Annotated in this window: 21 protein-coding genes; 18 read left to right on the plus strand and 3 right to left on the minus strand. The window is 44.3% G+C overall.

Annotation, left to right across the window (positions count from 1 at the left end; translation table 11 throughout):
• Positions 1-27: 27 nt before the first annotated feature.
• The 3 genes from uvrA to C1S73_RS12670 all read right to left on the minus strand — a co-directional run bounded on the left by uvrA (position 28) and on the right by C1S73_RS12670 (position 4666).
• Positions 28-2850: an excinuclease ABC subunit UvrA gene (gene uvrA / locus C1S73_RS12660; protein ID WP_038864588.1), complete on the minus strand. Its 2823-nt coding sequence runs from the start codon at positions 2848-2850 to the stop codon at positions 28-30.
• A 137-nt stretch (positions 2851-2987) separates the two neighbouring features.
• Positions 2988-3860, minus strand: a complete 873-nt coding sequence (gene galU / locus C1S73_RS12665; protein WP_038864585.1) for a UTP--glucose-1-phosphate uridylyltransferase GalU — start codon at positions 3858-3860, stop codon at positions 2988-2990.
• Between the two features lie 161 nt (positions 3861-4021).
• Positions 4022-4666: a LuxR C-terminal-related transcriptional regulator gene (locus tag C1S73_RS12670; RefSeq protein ID WP_038864583.1), complete on the minus strand. Its 645-nt coding sequence runs from the start codon at positions 4664-4666 to the stop codon at positions 4022-4024.
• A 280-nt stretch (positions 4667-4946) separates the two neighbouring features.
• Between C1S73_RS12670 and C1S73_RS12675 the strand changes: the two genes are divergently transcribed.
• The 18 genes from C1S73_RS12675 (at position 4947) to C1S73_RS12760 (ending at position 25034) form a co-directional block, all read left to right on the plus strand.
• Positions 4947-5489 carry a single-stranded DNA-binding protein gene (locus C1S73_RS12675; RefSeq protein ID WP_038864580.1) on the plus strand — a complete coding sequence of 181 codons (543 nt, stop codon included), beginning with the start codon at positions 4947-4949 and terminating at the stop codon, positions 5487-5489.
• A 250-nt stretch (positions 5490-5739) separates the two neighbouring features.
• Positions 5740-7749 (plus strand): RNase E specificity factor CsrD, encoded by a 2010-nt coding sequence (csrD, locus tag C1S73_RS12680; RefSeq protein WP_038864578.1) that lies wholly within the window; start codon positions 5740-5742, stop codon positions 7747-7749.
• 11 nt (positions 7750-7760) lie between these two features.
• On the plus strand, positions 7761-9209 hold the full coding sequence (locus C1S73_RS12685; protein WP_038864577.1) for a PilN domain-containing protein: 1449 nt from the start codon (positions 7761-7763) through the stop codon (positions 9207-9209).
• A complete protein-coding gene (gene gspM / locus C1S73_RS12690; RefSeq protein WP_038864576.1) occupies positions 9206-9856 on the plus strand; it encodes a type II secretion system protein GspM in 651 nt (216 codons plus the stop codon). Before C1S73_RS12685 ends, gspM begins: the two co-directional genes overlap by 4 nt.
• Positions 9849-10181 (plus strand): hypothetical protein, encoded by a 333-nt coding sequence (locus C1S73_RS12695; RefSeq protein ID WP_038864575.1) that lies wholly within the window; start codon positions 9849-9851, stop codon positions 10179-10181. Before gspM ends, C1S73_RS12695 begins: the two co-directional genes overlap by 8 nt.
• A 20-nt stretch (positions 10182-10201) precedes the next feature.
• The gene (gene mshL, locus C1S73_RS12700; protein ID WP_038864573.1) at positions 10202-11836 is read left to right on the plus strand and encodes a pilus (MSHA type) biogenesis protein MshL; all 1635 of its coding nucleotides are present in this window, start codon (positions 10202-10204) and stop codon (positions 11834-11836) included.
• Between the two features lie 45 nt (positions 11837-11881).
• Positions 11882-12721: an ExeA family protein gene (locus C1S73_RS12705; protein ID WP_038864571.1), complete on the plus strand. Its 840-nt coding sequence runs from the start codon at positions 11882-11884 to the stop codon at positions 12719-12721.
• Positions 12712-13809 (plus strand): tetratricopeptide repeat protein, encoded by a 1098-nt coding sequence (locus C1S73_RS12710; RefSeq protein ID WP_038864569.1) that lies wholly within the window; start codon positions 12712-12714, stop codon positions 13807-13809. Before C1S73_RS12705 ends, C1S73_RS12710 begins: the two co-directional genes overlap by 10 nt.
• Entirely contained in the window at positions 13806-15530 is a 1725-nt protein-coding gene (gene mshE, locus C1S73_RS12715) for an MSHA fimbrial ATPase MshE (RefSeq protein WP_038864567.1), read from the plus strand. Before C1S73_RS12710 ends, mshE begins: the two co-directional genes overlap by 4 nt.
• 8 nt (positions 15531-15538) lie before the next feature.
• Positions 15539-16762, plus strand: coding sequence for a type II secretion system F family protein (locus C1S73_RS12720; RefSeq protein ID WP_038864564.1), 1224 nt, complete (start codon positions 15539-15541; stop codon positions 16760-16762).
• A 4-nt stretch (positions 16763-16766) separates the two neighbouring features.
• On the plus strand, positions 16767-17228 hold the full coding sequence (locus C1S73_RS12725) for a hypothetical protein (RefSeq protein WP_038864562.1): 462 nt from the start codon (positions 16767-16769) through the stop codon (positions 17226-17228).
• Between the two features lie 290 nt (positions 17229-17518).
• Positions 17519-18013, plus strand: a complete 495-nt coding sequence (locus C1S73_RS12730) for a prepilin-type N-terminal cleavage/methylation domain-containing protein (protein WP_045424652.1) — start codon at positions 17519-17521, stop codon at positions 18011-18013.
• A 53-nt stretch (positions 18014-18066) separates the two neighbouring features.
• On the plus strand, positions 18067-18291 hold the full coding sequence (locus C1S73_RS28125) for a hypothetical protein (protein WP_038864561.1): 225 nt from the start codon (positions 18067-18069) through the stop codon (positions 18289-18291).
• 109 nt (positions 18292-18400) lie between these two features.
• Complete coding sequence (locus tag C1S73_RS12740) at positions 18401-18862, plus strand: type II secretion system protein (protein ID WP_038864560.1); 462 nt, start codon at positions 18401-18403, stop codon at positions 18860-18862.
• On the plus strand, positions 18859-19422 hold the full coding sequence (locus tag C1S73_RS12745) for a type IV pilus modification PilV family protein (protein WP_038864559.1): 564 nt from the start codon (positions 18859-18861) through the stop codon (positions 19420-19422). Before C1S73_RS12740 ends, C1S73_RS12745 begins: the two co-directional genes overlap by 4 nt.
• A complete protein-coding gene (locus C1S73_RS12750; RefSeq protein ID WP_038864558.1) occupies positions 19422-20183 on the plus strand; it encodes a PilW family protein in 762 nt (253 codons plus the stop codon). Before C1S73_RS12745 ends, C1S73_RS12750 begins: the two co-directional genes overlap by 1 nt.
• Entirely contained in the window at positions 20173-20601 is a 429-nt protein-coding gene (locus C1S73_RS12755) for an MSHA biogenesis protein MshP (RefSeq protein ID WP_038864556.1), read from the plus strand. The genes C1S73_RS12750 and C1S73_RS12755 overlap by 11 nt, the downstream gene beginning before the upstream one ends.
• An 8-nt stretch (positions 20602-20609) precedes the next feature.
• A complete protein-coding gene (locus tag C1S73_RS12760; protein WP_244179732.1) occupies positions 20610-25034 on the plus strand; it encodes a DUF6701 domain-containing protein in 4425 nt (1474 codons plus the stop codon).
• The last annotated feature ends 8 nt before the right edge of the window (positions 25035-25042 follow it).

Below are 25042 nucleotides of genomic sequence, written 5' to 3' on the forward strand. Positions count from 1 at the left end.
CTGGTCTTTGTACTTTACCTGTTTTTTCTACTTCAACATAGGCTTAAGGAATCGAGCTGTGTGTGAACCTTCGATCTGAGACACATCTTCTGGTGTTCCTTGTGCAATTATCTCACCACCACCTTGGCCGCCTTCTGGTCCTAAGTCGATAATCCAGTCTGCTGTCTTAATGACATCAAGGTTATGTTCAATAACTACGACTGTATTTCCGTGGTCACGCAGGCGGTGTAAAACGGTCAGCAATTGTTGAATGTCGTGGAAGTGCAGGCCCGTTGTTGGCTCATCCAGAATGTACAAGGTCTTACCCGTGTCACGCTTAGAGAGTTCTCGTGCTAGTTTCACACGTTGTGCTTCACCACCAGAGAGCGTGGTTGCTGCCTGACCTAAGCGAATGTAAGACAAACCTACATCCATTAGCGTTTGCAGTTTACGAGCAATGGCTGGGACAGGGTCGAAGAAGGTACGTGCATCTTCTACAGTCATTTCCAGTACTTCATCAATGGTCTTGCCTTTGTAACGCACTTCAAGTGTTTCACGGTTGTAGCGCTTACCCTTACATACGTCACAAGGAACGTAGACGTCAGGTAGGAAGTGCATTTCTACTTTGATTACACCATCACCCTGACATGCTTCACAGCGACCGCCACGCACGTTAAAGCTAAAACGGCCCGGCTTGTAGCCACGAGAGCGCGATTCTTGTGTGCCTGCAAACAACTCACGAATCGGGGTAAAGATACCCGTGTAAGTCGCTGGGTTTGAACGTGGCGTTCGACCTATTGGGCTCTGGTCGATATCGATAACTTTATCGAAATGCTCCAAACCTTTGACCGATTTATAAGGTGAAGGGTGCGCCGTTGTTGCACCGTTCAATTGAGTATGAGCAATCTTAAAGAAGGTATCGTTGATCAGAGTCGACTTACCTGAGCCTGATACGCCCGTAATACAGCTAAACAAACCAACTGGAATCGAAAGGTCGACATTCTTAAGGTTATTACCAGTAGCGCCCAGTAACTCAACCGTTTTCTTTGGATCTCGTGGTGTGCGCTTTGTTGGGATCGCAATCTCTTTTGCGCCACTTAAGTACTGACCCGTTAGTGAGTTCGGGTTAGCGATGATGTCTTCCATCGTACCTTCCGCGACCACGTTACCGCCGTGCACTCCTGCGCCGGGACCAATATCGATTACGTGGTCAGCACAACGAATAGCATCTTCATCGTGTTCAACAACTAATACCGTATTGCCTAAATCTCGTAGATGGGTCAAGGTCTTCAATAGGCGTTCATTATCGCGCTGGTGGAGGCCTATTGATGGCTCATCCAGAACGTACATTACCCCCACTAAACCAGCACCAATTTGGCTCGCTAGACGAATACGTTGCGCCTCACCACCTGAGAGGGTTTCTGCACTGCGTGACAAGTTTAGATAGTTCAAACCAACGTTAACCAAGAACTGCAGACGGTCATTGATTTCTTTCATCACTTTTTCAGCGATTTGAGCGCGTTGACCTTCTAGCTTCAGTGTATGGAAGAAATCCAATGCATCCGCAATGCTGAGTTCAACGATCTCTGGCAATGTTGTATCGGCAATAAAAACATTGCGAGCTTCAAGGCGTAAACGAGTGCCACCACAGCTTGAGCAAGATTTGGTTGAGATGTATTTTGCAAGCTCTTCGCGTACTGAGTTTGATTCGGTATCGCGGTAACGACGCTCAAGGGTGTTTAGGATTCCTTCGAATGGATGGCGTTTAACGCGGATATCACCACGATCGTTAATGTACTTGAACTCAACCTCGGTACGCCCAGAACCTTTAAGAATAATGTCTTGGGTCTTCTTCGGTAAGGAGTTAAACGGAACGTGAAGGTCAAAGCCATAATGATCCGCCAAGGCTGTTAGCATTTGGAAGTAGTAGTAATTTTTCTGATCCCAACCTCGAATTGCCCCTTGCGCTAAGCTGAGCGAGTCATCTTGAATCACTCGACTAGGATCGAAATATTGCTGTACACCTAAACCATCACAAGTGCCACAAGCACCAGCTGGGTTGTTGAATGAGAACAAACGAGGCTCAAGCTCTTGCATACTGTAACCACAAAGTGGGCAGGCAAAGTTTGCTGAGAAAATTACTTCCTCACCGTCGCCATCCATTGGCGCAACAACCGCTATACCACCAGAAAGCTCTAATGTGGTTTCGAATGATTCTGCCAAACGTTGCTGCAAATCTGGACGCACTTTAAAGCGATCTACAACCACCTCAATCGTGTGTTTTTTATGTAGCTCTAGTGGCGGTGGATCGGAAAGATCACAAGTTTCACCGTCGATGCGTGCGCGAATAAACCCTTGTGCTGCGAGGTTCTCTAGCGTTTTAACATGCTCACCCTTTCGCTCTTTTACGATAGGAGCAAGGAGCATCATTTTACTGCCCTCTGGCAGCTCTAAAACCTTGTCGACCATTTGGCTGACGGTTTGAGCGGCAAGCGGCGTATGATGAGTCGGGCAGCGAGGTTCACCAACACGAGCGTAAAGCAGGCGCAGATAGTCGTAGACTTCCGTAATGGTACCGACGGTTGAGCGAGGGTTGTGTGACGTCGATTTTTGCTCGATGGAGATAGCTGGAGACAAGCCTTCGATATGATCGACATCTGGCTTTTCCATAAGAGATAAAAACTGACGGGCGTAAGCGGATAATGACTCAACGTAACGTCTCTGGCCTTCCGCATACAAGGTATCGAAAGCGAGAGAAGATTTACCAGAACCACTTAAACCAGTGATAACAGTCAGTTTATCGCGGGGGATCGTAAGGTTGATGTCTTTGAGGTTATGGGTGCGGGCACCGCGAACTTCTATTTTATCCATCGTTTTTGCTCTATGTATAACCAAGTCACGCAAGTATTACATAGTGTGAGAAATGTGCAAAGGGAATACTGGACAAAAAAACAGTAAGAAAAAGCCCGACGGTTAGTCAGGCTTTATAATCAATAGTTTGGGTATGATTACGCTTCTTTCTTAGTTGCGTGCTTACCTAGCTCTGATTTTTTCTCATCCTTTAGATAAAGGTTTTCGAAGCAGTAGTTAGTGGCTTCGATGTAGCCTTCTACGCTACCACAGTCAAAACGTTGACCTTTGAACTTATACGCCAATACACAGCCTGCTTTTGCTTGTTTAAGCAGAGCGTCAGTAATTTGGATTTCACCACCTTTACCTGGTTCTGTGTTCTCGATTAGCTCGAAGATATCTGGCGTCAGGATGTAACGACCGATGATCGCTAGGTTACTTGGCGCTGTACCTTGCTCTGGTTTCTCAACCATGTCGTCTACGCGGTAGATATCATCTTTGATCATCTCACCTGAGATAACGCCGTATTTGTGTGTTTCTTCTTCTGGTACTTCTTGAACCGCAACGATTGAGCAGCGGAACTGTTTGAACAACGCCACCATCTGAGCCAGTACGCCTTCTTGCTCATTCACACAAAGATCGTCCGCAAGTACAACGGCAAATGGTTCGTCACCAATCAGTTCACGACCCGTTAGGATCGCATGGCCAAGGCCTTTCATTTCACGTTGACGAATGTAAGTAAAGTTAGCTGAGTCAATGATTTCACGAATGTCGACTAACAGTTCTTCTTTGTTAGTGCCGCTGATTTGGTGCTCAAGCTCATAGTTTTTATCGAAGTGATCCATGATCGAGTGTTTGCCACGACCTGTTACGATACACATGCCATTCATACCAGCTTGAATCGCTTCTTCAACGCCGTATTCAATTAGCGGCTTGTTCACTACAGGCATCATCTCTTTTGGCATGGACTTTGTCGCCGGAAGGAAGCGCGTACCATAGCCCGCCGCAGGGAACAGACATTTTTTAATCATTGGGGGAATATCCTTTCTCAATTTTTTAATAAAGAATCTGAGCGACACTTTAACATGAGAGCGGCATATGAATCATGAATTAAGTAGGAAAAAATGTGAGACAGGAAGTGCAAAGAAGCATGAGCAACACACCTTTAATTATTTTTGTGCTGCTCTGCTGGTTATGACATCAAGTTTTGATCAGCCCAAGCGATGGCTTGCACGCGATTTTTAACCGACAGTTTTTTGAAAATCTGATACAAGTGAGACTTGATGGTGAATTCGCTAACAAACAACTCCTCAGCCATTTGATTATTTGATGCACCTGCTTGAAGGCAGCGTAATACTTGCAGTTCACGAATAGTCAAATCGACAGTAGCGGGCGCAGTATGTGTGTTTATGACGTTGCGATAGTAATGTAAAAGTTGGCTGGTTACGTTTCGTGGCAACCAATTTTGGCCGTTTACGATGCCTTTTAGCCCTTCTCCGATTTGCTCAAGTGAGCTCTCTTGGTAGAAGACTCCCTTTAATTGACCAAACGCTAATAGTTCATCTGTGGTTAAACGCTTAGGGACGTTAAATACGACGGTCTCAAAGTTTTTCCATATTAACGGAAGGTTCTTAATCGACTGAACCAAGGATTTGTGCTCACTGAAATCGATCATTAAGATCTTATTACGATGTTTGGGATTGGCTTCCATAAGCGCTTCGGTGGAGATCACTGGAATATCAATGTCAGTGTATTTGACCAAGTCTTCAACTTTTTTCTCTGCATGGTCTTCCATGCTGATCAGAAACAGTTTTCTCGCATAAGCCGATTTTTTCACGCGGTCTTTTCTCCTTGAATTCATAACGCTGAATACGTTGGCATCAAACATAAATCAGAGCCATAGGGTTCAATAAGAAATGCGTTGAGATTCAAAGGTTCACGAAACGATGTCTGCAAAACGAATCAAAAATGCTACGCCTCGGAGTTGAAGTGAGATTTCGATTCCACAACTTTCAATGACAACCCACAATGGGATTAGGCTTTAATCAAAACATCAAAGCGTGTATTCTTATGCGCTAAAATTTTACATATATATCCAGAGTGAAACGGAGCACATCATGGCCAGCCGTGGAATTAACAAAGTTATTTTGGTGGGGAATCTAGGTAACGACCCTGAAATTCGTTACATGCCTAATGGCGGTGCAGTTGCAAACATTACGATTGCGACTTCTGAGTCATGGCGTGATAAAGCGACTGGCGAACAGCGCGAAAAAACAGAGTGGCACCGTGTTGCACTATTCGGCAAGTTGGCGGAAGTAGCAGGTGAGTACCTACGTAAAGGTTCTCAAGTTTACGTTGAAGGCCAACTTCAAACTCGTAAATGGCAAGATCAAAGTGGTCAAGACCGTTACACTACTGAAGTGGTTGTTCAGGGCTTCAACGGTGTAATGCAAATGCTAGGCGGTCGTGCTCAAGGTGGCGCTCCTATGGGTGGTCAACAGCAGCAACAGCAAGGCGGTTGGGGTCAGCCTCAACAACCAGCTCAGCAGCAGTACAACGCTCCACAGCAACAGCAGCAACCTCAACAACAGGCTCCGCAGCAACCACAGCAGCAATACAACGAGCCACCAATGGACTTCGACGACGACATTCCGTTCTAAGTAGAGTCTTCAAGATTGCATTTAAAAGGCCGCGAATTTCGCGGCTTTTTTATTTTCATGGTTTGTCTGAAAGGACTGTAATCATTTCGAATTGTAATTCGAAGACCTTCACTCTCAAATATCGAATGATGGTTTGTTTCTTTCCGCCTCAGTCTCTCACATTCACACGAATACGATTGTTTACTGAACGCTTATCAAGTATAAATATTTCAATAAGGTATATGATGAATAGAAAAGGAATTTGGTATTCATGAGGTATACCCCAACTCTTAAGCTAAGCACGCGGCTGGTGGCTTTTGTCACTATGATCGTTATATGCGCAATGTTTATCTTGTTTGTCGGCGGCACCCTCTCTTTTAAACGACTAGGGCAAGAGTATCTCACCCATTATTTGGAAGGGATCGTTGAGGTTGTTGATAAAGAGATGGAAGATCCTGATGCCGCATACTCGATGCAGCGCTGGATGCCGAAAATGCTTCAAGCCAGCAACATTGTCGAGATGACCCTCTCGGCGAATGATGCCGTGGTTTACCGCTTCAAAGACACCACCCATAAAATAGACAGCTCAGTGTTGTTTGAGCAAGAGTACCCACTTACTCACAACCAAGATTATGTTATCTATTTTAAGGTTATTCCTCCCTATCTAGGTTACAGCTACTCAATGCAAGCGCTTTGGTCTATCACGCTTGCTGTGGTTCTGATCATCTTCTGTTTAATGCGCGGTGTTGCTTGGCTAAAAGAGCAACTGGCAGGTTCCGAAATGCTTGAAGAGCGCGGCAGAATGATTTTGGCTGGCCGCGTTGAACAATATGCAAAGGGAGATGAGAGAGAATGGCCTTACACGGCGAGTGAAGCGCTCGATGTGTTGATTGAAGAGTTGCAGGATGCGCGTCAAGAACGTAGCCGATTCGATACCTTTATTCGTACTCAAACTTTCCTCGATAAACTTACTGGAACGGCGAACCGAGTGTTGTTTGACAGTAAGTTGGAATCAGCCTTGTTGGAAAGTGGTGCACGCGGTGCAGTACTACTGATTCGAATCCAAGACTGGAAACTTGTAGAAGAAGAGCAGGACAAGCAAACCTGTGATGAGTTTATTGTGGAAGTGGGTAGCTTACTTTCCAATTTAGTTCAGCGTTATCCTGACGTGGTGTTTTCTCGTTACTACAATGCCGATTTTGCACTTTTCTTGCCCCATCAATCTGCAAAAGATGTGGCTAACTTAGCTTCTCAATGCATTCGCCAATTGGAAAAGCTTCACCCGCCATATCCGTTAGAGTTGGATAACTGGTGCCACATTGGTATCACGACTTATAAAGAGGGTGAGCGTCACAGCCAAATCATTGATGAGGCTGAGACGGCGTTACGTAGTGCCCAGTTACAGAACAATAACAACTGGAGCCGCTTTAAAAAGTGGAATCATGATGAAGATGCTCGAGGAAGTGTGAGATGGCGTACGTTATTTGATTCAGCACTCACATCTAAAAATGTGATACTCTACGCACAATCTGCCTATCTAATAAGTGATGTGGCGCATAAAAAACCTTTGCACGACGAGTTAACATGTCGGATTCGCGACCCAGAAAATGGAATTGTGAAAGCATCTCGTTTTATTTCAGCGGTGCGACAAGTCGGTTATGAAGCGCAAATGGACCGCGCAGTTGTTAATAAATTCTTAAAAGACTTTAAACACAACTTCGATAGTAGTCAGACGTATGTTCTTAACCTCAATGTGATTCCTTTTGGGCATCGAGAATATTTCAAATGGTTCCGCGATGAACTCTTACAGTTGTCACGAGAGCAAAGAAAGTGTCTCATTTTTGAGTTTGTAGAAGCACAATTTGTAAGACACTTAGACTTTATGCGACCAGTCGCTAAAATGCTGGCCGGTTTAGAATGCCACCTTATGATTGGGCAAGCGGGGCGTACTATCGTCAGCACGCATTACTTAAAAGAAGTGGACATTCGTTATCTCAAGCTACATCGCAGCTTAGTAACAAAAATCGACCAGAGACATGAGAACCAGTTGTTTGTTCGCAGTATGTTGGGTGCGGCCGCAAACAGTAAAACAAAAATAATAGCAGTGGGAATTGAGAATAAGCACGAGCTGAACACCCTAATTGAATTGGGGGTTCACGGTGGGCAAGGACGTTATTTCTCTTCAGAAGAGCAATACCTTCCTCGCTCTGAATCAATGCAACTTTCTCAATCTGAATCTCAAGTGAAATTGGGAAGAAGAAATCGCTGGCGAAAAAAATAAAGATAATAATCATGGATTTTAAAGCAGTACTCGACAAGCTCAAGCGATCATCGGTCGGTGGTCGCACTTGCTTTTTGGTTATTCAGCCAGACGCAGTTTATTTATCATCACCCCTTAAAAGCAGTCGACCATCCAAGTTTGAGATCTCAGAATCGAATTGGGAGCGCGCATGTGAGCAAGCGTTAAGCGTTGCTGCAAGCTCTTACGATTCTTTAGCGGTTGTGCTTTCTCACAACTACTATCAGATGTATCAAATTGATAAGCCAGCGATGCCGCGTAATGAGTGGCCTGCTGCACTACCATTCTTGCTAAAAGAGCTGATCTCTGAACGTGCGATCGACATCATTGCCGATGCGGTTGAGTTACCCAACTCAAACAAAGTTCAAGCTTACGTCTTATCACGAAAGATCCTCGATAAGTTGGTATTGCTGGCAAGTCGAGTTCAATTGCCTTTGGAAGCGATCATTCCTGAAGATGACGTTTGGGGGGATACTTCTGGTGAACTTGGCAACTTTTTATTGCTTCAACGCAGTGCTCGAGGACACTTCCGCATCAGTGCGTTTGTCGAGCATACCATCGCATTCCACCGCTCTATTCGTAGTGTCACCCCACCACTAACAGGTGTGCCGTCTAGCGAGTTGCAGATGGACAGTCTATCTCTTGAGTTGCAACGCTCGATTGATTACCTCTCTTCTCAACTTCGCCACGTGCAATTGCATCAGTTGAAAGTATGTTGTGATGATGAAGATGAAAATGAACTGGTTGAGTCACTTAACTATCGTTTAAGCACGAAGGTTTCTGCATTATTGGCTGAAGATCATGAACCTTCGGGCCATGTCTTAGCCGATACGGCAGCAACGTCTAATACTCGACGCGTTAATCTGTATCCAGATTTCTTAAAACCGAAAAAGAACCTGCTAACGCTAAAAAACGTGGCGATTTCTTGGGGTGTGGCTGCCGCGGTTATTTTCCTTTCTTACGGTTATGTGACTTGGCAAAGTGATGGCGTAGAAGATGAAATTGCCATTGTAAAAAGCAAAGGCAACATCATGAAATCTGAGTTAGATCGTTACCAAGCTCAGTTACGCAAGCATCAACCAGACACCAATAAACTCGCTGCCAAAGCGCGTCTGGAGCGTGAAGTAAAAGCCAAGCGTGATTCACTGAAAGCCGTTGGTAAATATGATGATTCCCAACGCACAGGTTATTCGGGCGTGATGCAATCGCTCGCTAAGCTTGGCAGCAATAATATTTCTTTGTCTGAAATTCGTATCGACCACAACACATTAGATTTAAAAGGTCTGGCAAGAACGCCTAGTTCTGTTCCCAATTGGGTCAGCCAGTTCAAGAATGAGATCAGCTTAATTGGTCGTACCTTTGATGATGTGAAGATTGGTCGTAATGACGACAATATCGTGACTTTTGAATTGAAGACGCGTGGAGGCAAAGAAGAAAAATGAACGAATTCTGGCTTTCTTTAGAAGAGCGCTTTGATGAAATGAGTGCACGCGAAAAAGTTCTGATCGCACTATGTGGATTGGTCACTGTCGTGATGCTGCTGTTTACTTTGGTACTGGAACCAAAGCTCAATGAAGTGGTGAGTAACGACAAACTCTTGAGTAACTTGAAGCAGACTAACCAAAAAACCGAAATTGACATTTTGCGTATTCAGGCCCAATTAAAAAAGGATCCTAACGCAGAGATTGATCAAGCAATTTCCCAATTGCTGACTGAGAGTCAACATCTGTCGATGCAACTTTCAGAGATCATTGAACATCTTATTACACCTTCACAGATGGCAGCTTTGCTCGAAAGTGTATTAGAGCAGCAAAGCGGAATTCATTTATTGTCGCTTCAGACATTGCCTGCGGAGCCGATAACGGAAGATAAAGAAGCGTCTCAATACTCCGGATACTACGTGCACCCAGTGCGTATGGAGTTAACAGGTGACTACTTTGCTATCGCTAACTACTTGACCAAATTAGAAAGTTTGCCAGCAAGTTACTACTGGCGCAGCTTCAGTTATAAAGTTGAAGCGTATCCAAAAGCGAAGTTGGTGTTGGAAGTGTACACATTAGGTTCTAGAGAGGAGTTTATTGGTGGTTAAGAAACTCATTACTTCACTTGTTCTTGTGGTTGCAGCCGGTTCTAGTTGGGCCAACCAAGATCCAACAGCGCCTCTTGGCTGGCAAAAAACAGCGACAGAATCGCAAGCCAAACCGAAAGCAAAACAGTACCGCTTACCAACGCTCAATAGCATCGTATGTAAGCCGAACACTGAATGTGTCGCTATTTTGAATAACCGTATTGTCGAGCCTGGCGTGAAACTTAACGGATATCGAGTAGCCAGTATCAATAGTGAATTTGTAACTTTAAAGCGTGGTGACCGTCAGTGGAAACTAGAGCTTTTTGGTTTGAACGTAAAAAAATAATAACCAGAGCCTGATCAGATATGCGCAAATTAGTTGTAGGAATAGTGATTGCTTCCTTAATGGGTTGTTCTATGGGTCACCGTGACCCAGTAGAAGTGAAGCAAGCACTGAATGAATCTATCAATGAAGCAAACAGTCGTGCACTTGAAGATATCCCTTCTTCTGTGCAAGCCGATCTTATGCCGAACCTAGACAGCAGTGTTTCTTCTCAGCAAGGCACTCTGAAGCGTTTCCGTATCCAAGCTAATGCAGTTGAAGCGCGCAGCTTCTTTGCTTCCTTAGTGAAAGGAACGGAATACAGTGTCGCTATCCACCCTGCTGTACAAGGCAATATTACGGTTAACCTATCAGACGTGACACTGGACGAAGTGCTTAATGTCGTACAAAACATGTATGGTTATGACGTTGTGAAGTCAGGCAAAGTGATTCAAATTTACCCAGCAGGTATGCGCACAGTTACGATTCCTGTCGATTACCTACAGTTCAAGCGTTCTGGTCGTTCATTAACGAGCATTGTAACTGGGTCGGTGACGTCTGCGGGTACATCAAATTCAGGTGGTGGCTCAGATGATTCTGATTCGTCAGATTCAAACAGCGATAACGGTGACAGCTCGACAACATCGACAGGTGGTACTCGCATTGAAACTATCACAGAAAGTGATTTTTGGCCGATGCTGCAACAAGCGGTCGCGAATCTTATTGGATCTGGTAAAGGCCAGAGTGTTGTCGTTACCCCACAAGCTGGTGTGATAACCGTTCGTGCCTTCCCTGATGAGATTCGCGAAGTTCGTGAGTTCTTGGGTGTCTCTCAAGAACGTATGCAACGTCAGGTTATTCTGGAAGCAAAAATTCTAGAAGTAACATTAAGTGACGGTTACCAACAGGGTATCAATTGGTCAAATATGTCAGCCTCCATTGGTAACTCGGGTAGTATTGTCGTTGACCGAAACCCTGCGACTCTACCTTTAGATGCAATTGGTTCGCTACTCGGTGGACAAACTAACGTTACTTTCTCTGATGGTAACTTTAAAGCGGTAATGAACTTCATGGCCACTCAAGGTGATTTGAACGTGCTTTCTAGCCCGCGCATCACCGCAGCAAACAATCAAAAGTCCGTCATTAAAGTGGGTACCGACGAGTACTTCGTTACCGAGCTGTCAAGTAATGCAGGTAATGGCGAGAACTCCAACGCGGTGCCTGAAGTTGAGCTGACACCTTTCTTCTCTGGTATCTCTCTAGATGTGACTCCGCAAATCGATAATAAAGGCAATGTGTTCCTGCACGTTCATCCTGCAGTTATTGAAGTGGAAGAAGAGATTAAGAACCTCAACCTTGGTGGTGACTTCCAAAACATCCAACTTCCACTAGCGAAAAGCTCGATTCGTGAATCTGATTCTGTAATTCGCGCAAAAGATGGTGATGTGGTTGTGATTGGTGGTTTGATGAAGCAACAAAACCTAGAGCAAGTATCGAAAGTACCGTTCTTAGGTGATGTACCCGCGCTTGGTAATTTATTCCGCAACATCAACAATGTGACGCAAAAAACAGAGTTGGTTATTTTGCTAAAGCCAACGGTTGTTGGTGTGAACACGTGGCAGAAAGAGCTAGAGCGTTCACGTGATTTATTGCAAGAGTGGTTCCCTGACGCTGAGTAATCAGCGTTAGGAAGTGTCGTTTAAACGTGGTTTTGTGATTCGACTATGTACTTGTCGCATTTTGGATTTCGAGTTCAGCCTTTTTCTCTAACCCCAAACACAGAAATGTTTCTGGGGTTAGTCCCTCATTATGAGGCCATTCAAACTATTATGGCTGCGGTCAAAATGGGAGAAGGGGTTATCAAGGTGACTGGGGAAGTCGGCACAGGTAAAACGATGGTTTGCCGCAAGCTGATTGAACAAATCGAATCACAAGTGGAATTGGTTTATTTGCCTAATCCAGTATTGAGCGGTGAGCAGCTTCAGTTTGCAGTCGCAAGAGAGCTTGGCATCGAAGATACCGACCCATTAAAAATCGTTTCACTGATTCAAGAGCATCTGATTGAAGTACACGCTTCAGGTAAGAACACTGTTCTTATTGTCGATGAGGCACAAGCGCTTTCAACAGAAGCACTCGAGACTCTACGTTTATTCGGCAACTTAGAAACCGAACAAGATAAGCTGATCCAATTGGTTTTATTTGGTCAGCCTGAATTGGATGAGCGTTTAGAAACGCATGAACTCAGACAGTTTCGTCAACGCATTACGTTCAGTTGCCAACTTCGCCCTCTCTCTATTGAAGAAGGGGTGGCGTACATCAATAACCGTTTAGACAAGGCCGGTAATGGTGCGCATATCTTTTCAATAGAGCAGAAGAAAGCCATTTGGCGTTCGGCGATGGGAATTCCTCGTTTGATTAACCAAATTAGCCATAAAGCCCTGCTTTCGGCGTTTAATGACCGTTGTACGCTTTTGAAAAATCAACACGTTTACGTTGCGATGCACGATACCTTCGATGCACGTAAACCTAAGTTTAAAACTCCAAGATTTTGGGGATGGAGCTAACCTTGAGTGCCATCAATAAAGCATTATCAGAACTTGCTGAAAAAGAATCGCCTTCGGATTTAACCAAGGCCGATATTCCGAGTATCTCACGTAGCAAACCGTGGCTTTGGCTCGTTGGTGGCTTTTCATTGAGCTTAGCCGTCGGCGGATGGGCTGTGTCTCAAGGTCCAGCGCCCGTTGAAAACATGGCGACGACTACCGTGATGTCCGTTAGTCAGGCTAATCGTCCTTCCGCTCAAGTAGTTGAAGTGAACCACTCACCAACAAGTAAGGTGACGCCTGAGTTAGACAATGTGGTGTATGCGCAAAGAATTGAAAGACCCAAAGTAACGGTACAAGTTCCTGTGGTGAAAGCGGTTCCACAAGTCGACGATTTCGAGCCTCGTAAGCAAGTCGTCAGCGCACAAGAGCAGCCTATTTTATTAGCGAGTTTGAGTGGCAGTACGCAACAAACATCAACGGTAGCACAAGACAGTTCAATGCGTATTGAACAAGTGGAGTTGACGCATCAACAGTTGGCGGAGAAAGCGCTAGGTCGTGCAGACAAAGCCATGGATGCCAATGACATGAAGACAGCACTGGCTGCTTTCTCCGAAGCATTGCGTTATCAACCAAGTAACGTCGAAGCTCGCCAGAAGCTATCGGCGCTTTACTTTGGTAAAGGGGATACACGCAAAGCTTATGAAATTCTACAAGCTGGCATTCAGCTCGATACAGATAACCAAGGTTTGCGTTTAGCGTTATCCAAGCTTTTAGTCAAAGCAGATCAACCAGAAGCAGCACTCAGCCCATTAGCCTACCTGCCGGATTCACCGACTCGTGATTACCTTGCGATGCGTGCTGCACTGGCTCAAAAGCAAAAGCAAAATGACATTGCGCTCGAAAGCTACCAGTTACTGACACAGCGTGAACCAGAAAATGCACGCTGGTGGCTAGGCCTCGCGATTCAACAGGAACGCGCTTTAAGCTTTACATTGGCGATTGCTTCTTATCAGCAGGCGCTGGGTAAAGTGGGTATCTCAAATCAATCTCAGGCATTTATTCGTGATCGTCTGAACATCTTAAAACAACTGGAGAATGCGCAATGAGAATTCAGTTGAGAAAACGCCTTGGCGATCTGTTAGTTGAAGAAGGTATTGTTTCTGAAGACCAAGTACAACAAGCGTTAGCGGCGCAGCATAGTACAGGACAGAAGCTTGGTGATGCACTGATTGACCTTGGTTTTATCAGTGAAAAGCAGATGCTCGAGTTTTTATCGCAGCAACTGGGTTTGCCGCTGATTGATTTAAGTCGTGCGCCTGTCGATGCAGAGGCAGTGCCGATTCTTCCTGAAGTTCATGCTCGACGCTTGCGTGCCATGGTCGTCGCTCAAAATGGTGATACGTTGCGTGTTGCGATGAGTGATCCTGCGGATTTGTTTACTCAAGAGTCATTAATGAACTTGTTGGGCGAATACAATCTGGAATTCATCATTGCCCCAGAGCGTCAACTGGTTGAAAGCTTTGACCGTTACTACCGCCGAACCAAAGAAATCGCATCGTTTGCCGAGCAGTTGCAAGCTGAGCACCAGGATGTAGAGGCATTTGATTACGGCATTGACGGAGCAGACAGCGAAGAAGTTACGGTTGTTAAGCTGGTTAATTCGATGTTTGAAGATGCGGTTCAAGTGGGCGCTTCGGATATCCATATTGAACCAGACGACAAAGTCCTACGCTTGCGTCAGCGCGTCGATGGTGTGTTGCATGAAACGTTACTGAACGAAGTCAATATTGCTTCAGCTTTGGTACTTCGCCTTAAATTGATGGCGCATTTAGATATCTCCGAGAAGCGCTTGCCACAAGACGGTCGCTTTAATATCAAAGTACGTGGTCAGTCGATCGATATTCGTATGTCGACATTGCCGACTCAGTACGGCGAATCGGTGGTAATGCGTCTACTCAACCAATCCTCTGGCTTGCGTAAGCTTGAGGATTCTGGTTTGCCCGCAGAGTTGCTTTCGCGTCTTCGTCGTCAACTGTCTCGTCCTCACGGCATGATCTTGGTTACCGGCCCGACGGGTTCTGGTAAAACCACCACGCTTTACGGCGCGTTGAGTGAATTGAACGAGCCGGGTAAAAAGATCATCACCGCAGAAGACCCGGTGGAATACCGATTGCCTCGTATTACTCAGGTTCAAATCAACAGCAAAATTGACCTGACTTTCTCTCGCGTGCTGCGAACTTTCCTTCGTCAGGACCCGGATATCATTCTTATTGGTGAGATGCGTGACCAAGAGACGGTCGAAATCGGTTTGCGTGCCGCACTGACAGGTCACTTAGTATTAAGTACCTTGCACACTAACGATGCTGTTGATAGCGCTCTTCGTATGATCGACATGGGTGCGCCTGGTTACTTGGTGGCAAGTGCCGTGCGCGCGGTGGTTGCTCAGCGTCTAGTGCGCCGCGTTTGTTCGGATTGTAAAACGACAGAACAGCTTGATGGTGCTCGCCAACAATGGCTAGCGGGTCGATTCCCGAACCAAGTTGGTGCGACTTTCCATAAAGGTGTCGGTTGCCAAAACTGTAACTTAACGGGCTACCGAGGCCGAATCGGTGTGTTTGAAATGCTCGAGCTTGAGCATGAAATGATGGATAAGTTACGTGCAAACGACGCAGTGGGTTTTGCTCAAGTGGCTCGACGTTCAGGCAACTACAAGCCGCTGCTTGCTTCTGCAATGGAACTCGCATTGCAAGGCTCAGTCAGCTTGGATGAAGTGATGGCTCTGGGTGAAGGCGATGCTTCCGGTAAAATCGAACCAATTCTAATGTAGGTAAGTGAATGCCAACTTTTCGTTATCAAGGTCGCACCTTAGACGGCTCATCAACCAGTGGTAAAGTCGATGCTGTAAATTCAGAATCGGCGGCGGAAGCGTTGATGAACAAGGGTATTATTCCCTTAAACCTGCGTTTAGAGAAAGAAGGGGTAAAGAGCAAAGTCAGTTTATCCAAACTGTTTGTGCCTGCTATTCCGCTTGAAGTCATTATCTTATTTTCTCGTCAGCTCTTTAGTCTGACCAAAGCGGGTGTACCTCTACTGCGTTCTATGCGTGGTTTGCTACAAAACTGCGAAAACAAGCAATTGAAAGAAGCGCTTGAAGATGTGGTTGCCGAGTTAAGCAACGGTCGTGGTTTGTCTTCAGCAATGCAACCTCACACCAAAGTGTTCAGCCCGCTGTTTGTGTCGATGATCAACGTAGGTGAAAACACCGGTCGTCTTGATGAAGCATTGCTGCAATTAGCTAACTATTACGAGCAAGAGCTCGAGACGCGTAAGCGCATCAAAGCTGCAATGCGCTATCCAACCTTTGTGATTGTTTTTATTACCATTGCGATGTTTATTTTGAACATTCTGGTCATCCCTGAATTTGCCTCTATGTTCACTCGTTTCGGTGTGGAACTGCCATTGCCTACACGAGTCTTGATTGCGACGTCTAACTTTTTTGTTAATTACTGGGGCTTGTTGATTGCTGCCATCGTTGGTGCGTTTTTAATCTTCCGCTCTTGGGTTGCAACTGCAGATGGGCGAGAGAAGTTCGATAAACTGCGCTTGAGATTACCCATTGTCGGCGACATTGTGAACCGTGCCCAGCTTTCTCGATTTTCAAGAACCTTCTCGTTGATGCTTAAATCCGGTGTGCCTCTAAACCAATCACTTGCATTGGCTGGTGAAGCGCTTGGCAACAAGTTCTTAGAAAACCGAATTCTTGAGATGAAATCGGCGATTGAAGCGGGTAGTACCATTTCTGTCACGGCAATCAACAGTAAGATTTTTACGCCTCTGGTCATCCAGATGATTGCCGTGGGCGAAGAAACGGGTCGAATTGATGAACTGCTATTGGAAGTTTCGGACTTTTATGACCGTGAAGTAGATTACGACTTAAAAACCCTGACTGCCCGAATAGAACCGTTACTTTTGGTCATTGTTGCGGGCATGGTGATGGTACTGGCATTGGGTATCTTCCTGCCGATGTGGGGGATGCTGGACATCATCAAAGGCGGCTAACGGGGTGGTTGAAAATCAAAGTCGAGCGACACTGATTCTTGCTGCTGTCGTTGGAATTATTGTGCTTGCCGCATTTATGCAAAAGTTAAAACCGATAGAGCAAGAAGCGCAAGAAACAGGAGCGAAACTTGCTAAGGTTTGGATGCAAGATAGTGTGCAACGATACCACCAAGCTTGGCTCGTTCATGGAGAGCCTAAGTTGCTGTTAATGGACGGTTTTGAGCTTAATATGACAGAAGGGGGCTTAGTGTCACCTTTCAAATCAAGCGGTGCGCTCGATTGTGACTATTGGTTGGCGGTCCATTACCCGCAACGTAAAATTATGGCGAGCGAGTTGTTAGAAATTCGTGGAGCAATTAAAAGTAATAGTTATACATGTGACTATACTTATGAAAATGGACAGAGAGTTGTTGTTATATCGAACGCTAATCGTCTGAAAATAGACGTCGAAATGTCGGCGGAGTGATTTTTTTGACACTTTAGTACTATAAATAGGAATGAAAGTCGGTATAATGCAAACATTACCATAAGCAAAAGGTTGTAATAAAAAGTAAACCACAAGGTGATTCACTTTTTATCTCGGCTTTAACTTAACAATGGCGAATCGTCATTCTGCTCAAGCGGTAGAAAAAGGGCTCAATGGATAAACCTTGGTTTATCGTTGAGATGCCACACCGTTTTGACATTATCCAAAATGGTCGCATGACCGATAAAACTTTGCAGTCACTCTGCATGCTTACATAGAGAGAGTAAACAATGAAAAGACAAGGTGGTTTCACCCTTATCGAATTGGTAGTGGTAATTGTAATCCTAGGTATTCTAGCGGTAACTGCAGCACCACGTTTCCTTAACCTGCAAGATGATGCTCGTGCAGCTGCTAATCAAGGCCTTAAAGGTGCAATTGATGGTGCTGCTGGTATTACTTATGGTAAAGCTGCGGTAGAAGGCAAAGAATCTTTGACTGACGCAAGCACGAAAGTAGAAGATATTACGATCTACCTAGGTTACCCAACGGCTGACGAAAACGGTTTAGGTAATGCTGTGCAAGGTTTAAGTGATGATTGGGTTCTAATTTCAAAAACAGCTCGTACAGACGCTACAGATAAGAAAAATGGTACTGCAGGTACGGTTACTTATGCATCTGAGGACAAAGCTGCTGAGTGTGTTAAGTACTCTGAGTCATACTACGATGTAAATGGGGCATTAATCCCTGCTAAAACAGCGATGTCAAATTCTTGTACCAAATCGTAATTTGTTTTGATTTTAAAGGGGTCATAACGACCCCTTCTCTAGGGCATACGTAGGTGAGAATAGTAAAGGGTCTATCCCGAATTGAATTTGTCGTAATACTCGTTTTTATCGCTACCGCAGGGTATATCTTACTACCTCGATACATAAGCTTTGAACCAGAAGTTTATGAAGCAAAGTGGGAGCAAACCAAACAAACCGCTGAGCATGTTTCTGAGACACTAAGCAACAAAGAAACTTACGATCGAATTGAAGAAGAAATTGACAGGTCGAAAAACTAACCTAGAGCAATCTTGTTTGCTATGTAAAAGAAGTGTGATTTTAGTCCAAAATTACCATGCTTTTTTGCTTATAATTTAATCGCTTGTTGTAGGCCGAAGGTTCCTCAGTATGAAGTCGCGCTCAACGATATCAGGTTTTACTCTCATTGAGCTGATCATGGTCATCGTCATCCTTTCAATATTATCGCTTTACGCGTCCAGTCGATTTATGCGCACTGGAATTTCTGCTGTCGCAATTCAAGATCAAGTCATTTCTGTTGTTCGCCAAGTTCAGGTGAATCGCATGCAATCTAATGTCAGTAGCGCGGCAGGAAATAACGATTTTATTCTATCCATAGCAACCAACTGCATCGGCTCAAAAGCCTCTTGTTCATCTCAGTCCAGTAGTCGTAGTGATTGGGTCGAAGACAGCAGTGTTACTTTCTCTCCTGTTCAAGAGGTTCAATTTGATCTTCTAGGAAATCCGATCCCAGCTCCGGTCACTATTTCTATTAGCGAAAACAATAGCTCTCAAACCTGTTCGGTTACAATTAATGAGCAAGGCTACGTAAGTAAAGGTGGCTGTTCATGACGATGAAAGGCAAAAAAACGCTTCGAGGAATGACGCTTATTGAGATGATTATTGCGATCGTCTTGATGGGCATCGCAATGGTGATGTTTTCGACAGCATTGATACCACAAATTAAAGATGCTTCCACCTCCCATTATCAAAGTCGAGCCATCGCTTTAGGGCATAGCATGATGTCGCAAATTTTGGCCCGCAATTTTGACCATTACTATGATGACAATGGTGGAATGCTCCGCTGCGGCGAGAGCGGGGCAGACGCTTGCTCACCTCTTGGAAGAGACGGAGAGACCTCGCCCTCTGCTTTTAATGACGTTGATGATTATATTGGTTGTTGGTACACCGAAAATACTCAGAATAGTTGTCCGTCAGGTAGCGAAAAATACCAACTCTCAGATGTTGTCGGTAATAGTGCAGACAGTAGTTATATCAATTTTCGTGTAGAGGTTGCGGTAAAAACTACAGAGCTCGAAGGAAGTGTCCCTAAAATGAAGCAAGTGAAGCTAGATATATTTGCTGGTACCTCGTTAGCGATTTCATTAGTTGGTTACAGAGGTAATTATTAATGAGTCAAAGAGGCTTCACTCTCATAGAGCTCGTGCTGACCATTGTTATTGGCAGCATCATCATGCTGGGGATTGCAGGTTATGTTCAAGTTGGTATGAAAGGGTATGTTGATGCGAGTTCAAGACAAAGAATTCAGACCCAAGCTCAATTTGTGCTAGAAAAAATGGCGCGTGAAATTAGACACGCCGTTCCCAATAGTTTTGCAATGACAAACACGGCTGACGAATCCTGCCTGTCGTTTGTTCCAACTTTAAATTCCGGTTATTACTTTCAAAAACCAACCAGTAACGATCTGCTTTTTATCACTGGAGAAAACGTTCCAGGAAATACATTAAAAGCTTCCGAGGAGATACGCTTTGTCATTAACCCTACACGCTATGATGATTTGATATCAGGCGCTGTGAGTAATCACTTAATTGATAGCGATCTTGCTTTAAATGGTAATGATGGCAATGGTAATGCCGATTTTTATCGTTATAGCTTAACGACGCCTTTACCTAGCGACTCTATCGCTCATCGTATTTATCTATATCAGTTAGCAACCAAAGTTGAATACTGTATTGTCAAAGCTGGAGCTCATCCTAATCGCTTAACTCGCAATGACACTGTTGTTGAAAATATCGTGGCAGGTGAAAGTCAATTTGATTACACGAATGTGAGTTTACAGACTGGTGGGATTGTCTATCTCAAATTTGCTTTTGAACAAAATGGTGAAGTGAGTACCTACCAACAAGATGTGCAGGTGCTAAATGTCCCATAAACAGAAACACAGCGGAAATGTGCTCATTGTATGCCTGTTCGTGATTATTGTAATGGGGTATCTAGGAGCAACGCTTACAAAGACTAACTGGTCCAATCAAAACTCAATGACTCGTGAGTTTTTAGGGACACAAGCATGGTTTTACGCTCAATCTTCAACAGAGTGGGCGCTCACTGAAATATACCCACTTAACAATGAAAACCCAGATGTGGGAAGCAATTGCAGTAATAAAGTCAATGGTAAAGCGCCAAGCTCAGAGAGCATTAATTACGGAAGCTGCCGATTAGTTTCGCTTGTGTGTGACGGGGGCGATAAAAAGTTAGATGGCCAAACATTTTATCGTATCGAAGCTGCAGTCCAGTGTGGTTCTGGATTGAGCTTGGTTGAACGCAGACAAGAGATTTGGGTTAGGGAGTAAATAAAATAATGAAAAAAATAATGATGTTTGGGGCTCTCACATATAGCTTACTGTCAGCTCAATCTCTTGCCGGAGTTATGTATGACCTTACTCCTCGCTGGTCTTGGAGCGATAACAAATATGTGGCTTGGAATAGCCCTTGCCCCAATAATGGCTACTATACAAGCAACTACTCCACCTACGTATGTACAGTAGGCGTTAATCTAAATTATGGCGATAGTATTGTTGCTGGCCCTTATGTATCACAACTGTACTTGGATCGATATTCTTCTTTTGGTGGTAATAATACGATTGGTAGTAGTAATCGGAATCTTTCCCTTAATCTAGACCGAAATTCTTTTAGTGCTCGTAACTTATATATATACGGTAGTATCGACAATGGTGGTTACATCAACTTAACAAACGCTACCGTATCTAGGTTTATAAGGAGCTCTAACAATGATGTTGTATTTGATAACGTCAATGTTGGAGAAAGTGTTATAGCTCAAAAACACATTAATGGTGCCAACAGTGATGTTGGTGGCTATGTTGGTAGTTATGACGGTGGGGTGACACTGAATAATGTTGATGTGGGCTCATATATCGAGGCTAGCAATCAGATAAAAACAACGAATGGTGAGGTGGGCGGGTACATTTCCTCTTCCCGCGGTGGTATTGAGGCTGTATCAAACAGCACGCATCTCGTTTCTGGCTATGTTAGTGCTAAAAAGTCCATAAAAGTGACGAACTACAGAATCAGTCAATATGTATTCTCTGAAGACTATGTACAACTCAATAATACTAATGTGAATGGAGATGTTACCTCTCGTAGCAGTGGTAACCCTGCGGTTGAAGTATTAAATAACTCATCTATTTCTGGTGATATCACCGCCAAAGGTTTTATTCGTGTATCTGACTCCAGTGTGTCTGGCGATATTGATAATACTCAAGGACGTAATCAGAGCATGGCAATTAATAGCAGCCAAATTGGCGGAGATATTGCTGCTAAGGGATACGTCGATGTGCAATCTTCACAAGTGTCAGGCACTGTTTCTAGTGCAAATGAAGGTGGGCGAATTGAGTACTCTAAAATTAAAGGTGATGTTAATGTTAAAGAATACCTTCACGTAATTAATAGCTCCTATATTTGTGGAGAAGCATCAAGCTCTGGTGATGGTGCAAATATTAACAACTCATTTGTTGGTGATGATGTATCAACTAAAAAGTATCTGCATGTCACAAATGCGTCTGTGTTTGGCACAGTAAGTACCAAAAATACAGGGATGGCTCTTTCTGGAGCGAAAATTCTTGCTGACATGAAAGCAGTACGTTTTCCTAATAACGAGTATGTTAGTATTTCTAACAACTCTACGTTGTGTGGGCAGTTGAACTCTTCATATTATTACAACGGAAATTTGGTTGCGTTTTGTGGGTTAAATGACCCAAGTTGTAACAGCTCCCAATCAAAAGGTGAATGCCCAATTAATGTAAGTTCGGAATCCGGTTACGATGACTTCTATGAGTTTTGTGGTATCACTCCTCCTGACCCTGACCCTGAACCAACACAATGTAATTTACTTCCAATGGAAGACTTCAATGCTAATGATATTAGTAACTGGTCTGTTATTGGCTTTGGGCAAAGCATCAAACCTACACCATCTGGTGGTCGATTCGTTTTAAACTCGTCTCAAAGAAATCAAGCAACAGCATCGGCATACAACTATCTATTCCCTTCGAAAGATAACTACCTTGAAGTGGAGTTTGACCATTATGCACACTCCGGTTCTGGGGCTGATGGTGTAGCATTGGTTTTATCTGATGCTAATGTTCCGCCACAAACTGGGGCATTTGGTGGTCCACTTGGCTATGGCGTAAAACCTAACATACAAGGCTTTGCTGGCGGTTGGCTTGGGTTTGGTATTGATGAATACGGCAACTACTCAAGAGAAGGTAGTTTTGACGATTCCCCAAATCGACCATCTAGACCAAATGCAGTCGCAATTCGGGGCTCTGGGATTAAGAACAATTCTGGGCATTGGATGGGAGGCTACCGTTATATCAAAGGTAACAACAATGTTGGTGACTTAGATAACCGTACTAATCTAAAACACAGATATAAGGTTATCATTGACTCAAAAGAGCAAGGTAAAGTCTACATTACGATTCTGCGTAAGATAGGTAGTGCGAACTCTTGGACAACATTGATCTCCAAATTTGATGTTATGAGAGGTTTTGGGCAAACCATGCCTCCAGAAAATTTCCGCGTGTCGATTACCGCCTCGACTGGTGACATTACCAACGTACACGAAATGGATAACTTCCAAGTTTGTGCTGACAAATACCAGAAAATAACGGAAGGCATTCACCACTTCGAATTTGATTACGCTGGTACTGGCAGTATTTGTCAGGCGTCCGAGGTAACACTACGAGCGTGTATGGATGCTTCTTGTTCGAAAACGTACCCATCTTCAGTACTGAGCTCTAACCCAGGAGCAACGGTTGAGCCTGTGACGGTTTCCTTATTACCGCAATCAGATTCCCTTGTCGCATGGGAAGGGGACGATCGTGTTACGTTCTCTGATTCTGTTTCATTGAAGCTACAAGCATTCCAATCAGGTTCAGCAAAGCTTGGTATTGCAAGTAGCTCGGTTCCGCAGTTTGGTTTTGACGGTGCGAAGTGTCGTATCGCAGGTGGTCCACTATCTGAGCAAAACTGTAATATCGTATTTAACTCTGCGGCATTGGGTGTAACGGTTCCAGATAAGGTTGCTGGTAAGCCATTCTTCAATACCAAAGGACAGGCACAATATAGCAACCAAAGTTCGCCTTATTTGGAGTTTTGTAGCTCACCAAGCCAACAGGGCGGTGACGGCGAAAATCGAGATGTTCAGCTATCCATTGAAAGAATCGAACCTACAAGCAATGCAGTATCAGTTCCCGCTTATGTCTCTTTCAAAAAGCGAGATGGCACTTTTAGTAACGAGGTTACAGTTGGGACAAATACTGTTGAGGTTGCCGATGTCTACTTTAACAAGCAAGGCAAAGCTTATTTCAATTTGAAGTATCCAGAGGCAGGTAAAGTCGCGCTGAAGGCGAAAATAAAAGATGAAAAGGATTCGTTAGGACAGAATAGCTTTGTGAGTTTTCCAGCATATCTCAAATTGACGGTTGATGGTGGTCTGTGTGGTTCAGGCTCTTGTAGCCAGAAACTTGTTGCTGCTGGAGAAGAGTTCACGATGAAAGTGACGGCTTATCAATTTGGTGATGACAAGAAGCCTGCACAAAACTATCAACAATCAGGTCTGACGATTAGTCATAAAGTGTCTTACCCGAAGTTTGATAGTGCGATTGCTGGCACTTTAGGGACGACTACATACGATCATATCAAGCTAACTAATGGTACGGGGTCAGTGACGCAAACTGTGTCCGAAGTTGGTGCTTTTGATTTTACGATTACACCACCTGAAACGTATCTCGGCAGTAAAGCTTTCACCATTACGCCAGCAGAAGAAAATATTGGTCGTTTCTACCCTAAGTATTTCCGAGTTGATGAAGCGAAAGGAAATCAATGGGCTTACTCACATAAAGAAAATTTTGCTTATATGGGACAAGGCTTTGGAGTCGAGGAGTTTTATGTTGAGGCATTAAATGCGGGTAAAGGCGCTTTAACAAACTATGCTTTCTTCTCTAGTGGCTTACAAGCAAAGTTTGGTTTGAAAGATACTAGCTCTTATCAGTCTCGTTTTATTTTGAACAAAACCTATACGGGGATTTGGGTAAATAATGGTGCAGCTTATGTCTCTTCAAGAAGTTTAGGTAGGTTTACTGGTTCAACGACGGATGGGTTAGAGCTATTAAAAGGTTCTGGCACAAGTTATCCAGATGGTCCGCTTAACTTTAAAGAGAATGTTAAAGATACGGTGATATCAATCAAAGCCGCGGAGAATACGGACCCAGTATCTATCGATGGGAGTGAGGGAGTATTGCCGACTCAACCAGACATTCGTTTTGGCCGTGTAGACCTAGATGATGTTGGTGGTAATCAAGGAACGATACTCCGAGTGCCTTTGCGAGTTGAATACTGGAATGGTAGCCGCTTTATCGCCAACCCTGATGATAGCCAAACTGATGTGAAAGGTATCACTGCTGCTGAAACGCATATTTGGCCAACAGGTAATGATGCAGCTCCTAAAGCGGTTACATTGGGAGCTGGTGGTAAAGTTTCTGATGGTTACTCTCGAACGGTAACGGCTAAAGAAGCGGAGTCATATCGTCAGCAGACGCGCGTTTGGTTAGATCTTGATGCCTCTGCAAATGGTTTACCATGGCTTAAATATAACTGGAATAAAGATAATGCTGGTGAAGAAAACCCATCATCGGTCGTCACGTTTGGTATTCACCGTGGTAATGATCGCGTGATTTACCGTGGAGAACCGGGCTTAACCGGACAGTAACAAGTTAG

Origin of the sequence: Vibrio jasicida 090810c, from assembly GCF_002887615.1 — a bacterium.
Taxonomy (GTDB): Bacteria; Pseudomonadota; Gammaproteobacteria; order Enterobacterales; family Vibrionaceae; genus Vibrio; species Vibrio jasicida.

Coding starts and splice junctions, on each gene's coding strand:
- uvrA (WP_038864588.1), bottom strand. CDS start 2,850: ATGGATAAAATAGAAGTTCGCGGTGCCCGCACCCATAACCTCAAAGAC.
- galU (WP_038864585.1), bottom strand. CDS start 3,860: ATGATTAAAAAATGTCTGTTCCCTGCGGCGGGCTATGGTACGCGCTTC.
- C1S73_RS12675 (WP_038864580.1), top strand. CDS start 4,947: ATGGCCAGCCGTGGAATTAACAAAGTTATTTTGGTGGGGAATCTAGGT.
- csrD (WP_038864578.1), top strand. CDS start 5,740: ATGAGGTATACCCCAACTCTTAAGCTAAGCACGCGGCTGGTGGCTTTT.
- C1S73_RS12685 (WP_038864577.1), top strand. CDS start 7,761: ATGGATTTTAAAGCAGTACTCGACAAGCTCAAGCGATCATCGGTCGGT.
- gspM (WP_038864576.1), top strand. CDS start 9,206: ATGAACGAATTCTGGCTTTCTTTAGAAGAGCGCTTTGATGAAATGAGT.
- mshL (WP_038864573.1), top strand. CDS start 10,202: ATGCGCAAATTAGTTGTAGGAATAGTGATTGCTTCCTTAATGGGTTGT.
- C1S73_RS12705 (WP_038864571.1), top strand. CDS start 11,882: ATGTACTTGTCGCATTTTGGATTTCGAGTTCAGCCTTTTTCTCTAACC.
- C1S73_RS12710 (WP_038864569.1), top strand. CDS start 12,712: ATGGAGCTAACCTTGAGTGCCATCAATAAAGCATTATCAGAACTTGCT.
- mshE (WP_038864567.1), top strand. CDS start 13,806: ATGAGAATTCAGTTGAGAAAACGCCTTGGCGATCTGTTAGTTGAAGAA.
- C1S73_RS12720 (WP_038864564.1), top strand. CDS start 15,539: ATGCCAACTTTTCGTTATCAAGGTCGCACCTTAGACGGCTCATCAACC.
- C1S73_RS12730 (WP_045424652.1), top strand. CDS start 17,519: ATGAAAAGACAAGGTGGTTTCACCCTTATCGAATTGGTAGTGGTAATT.
- C1S73_RS12740 (WP_038864560.1), top strand. CDS start 18,401: ATGAAGTCGCGCTCAACGATATCAGGTTTTACTCTCATTGAGCTGATC.
- C1S73_RS12745 (WP_038864559.1), top strand. CDS start 18,859: ATGACGATGAAAGGCAAAAAAACGCTTCGAGGAATGACGCTTATTGAG.
- C1S73_RS12750 (WP_038864558.1), top strand. CDS start 19,422: ATGAGTCAAAGAGGCTTCACTCTCATAGAGCTCGTGCTGACCATTGTT.
- C1S73_RS12755 (WP_038864556.1), top strand. CDS start 20,173: ATGTCCCATAAACAGAAACACAGCGGAAATGTGCTCATTGTATGCCTG.
- C1S73_RS12760 (WP_244179732.1), top strand. CDS start 20,610: ATGAAAAAAATAATGATGTTTGGGGCTCTCACATATAGCTTACTGTCA.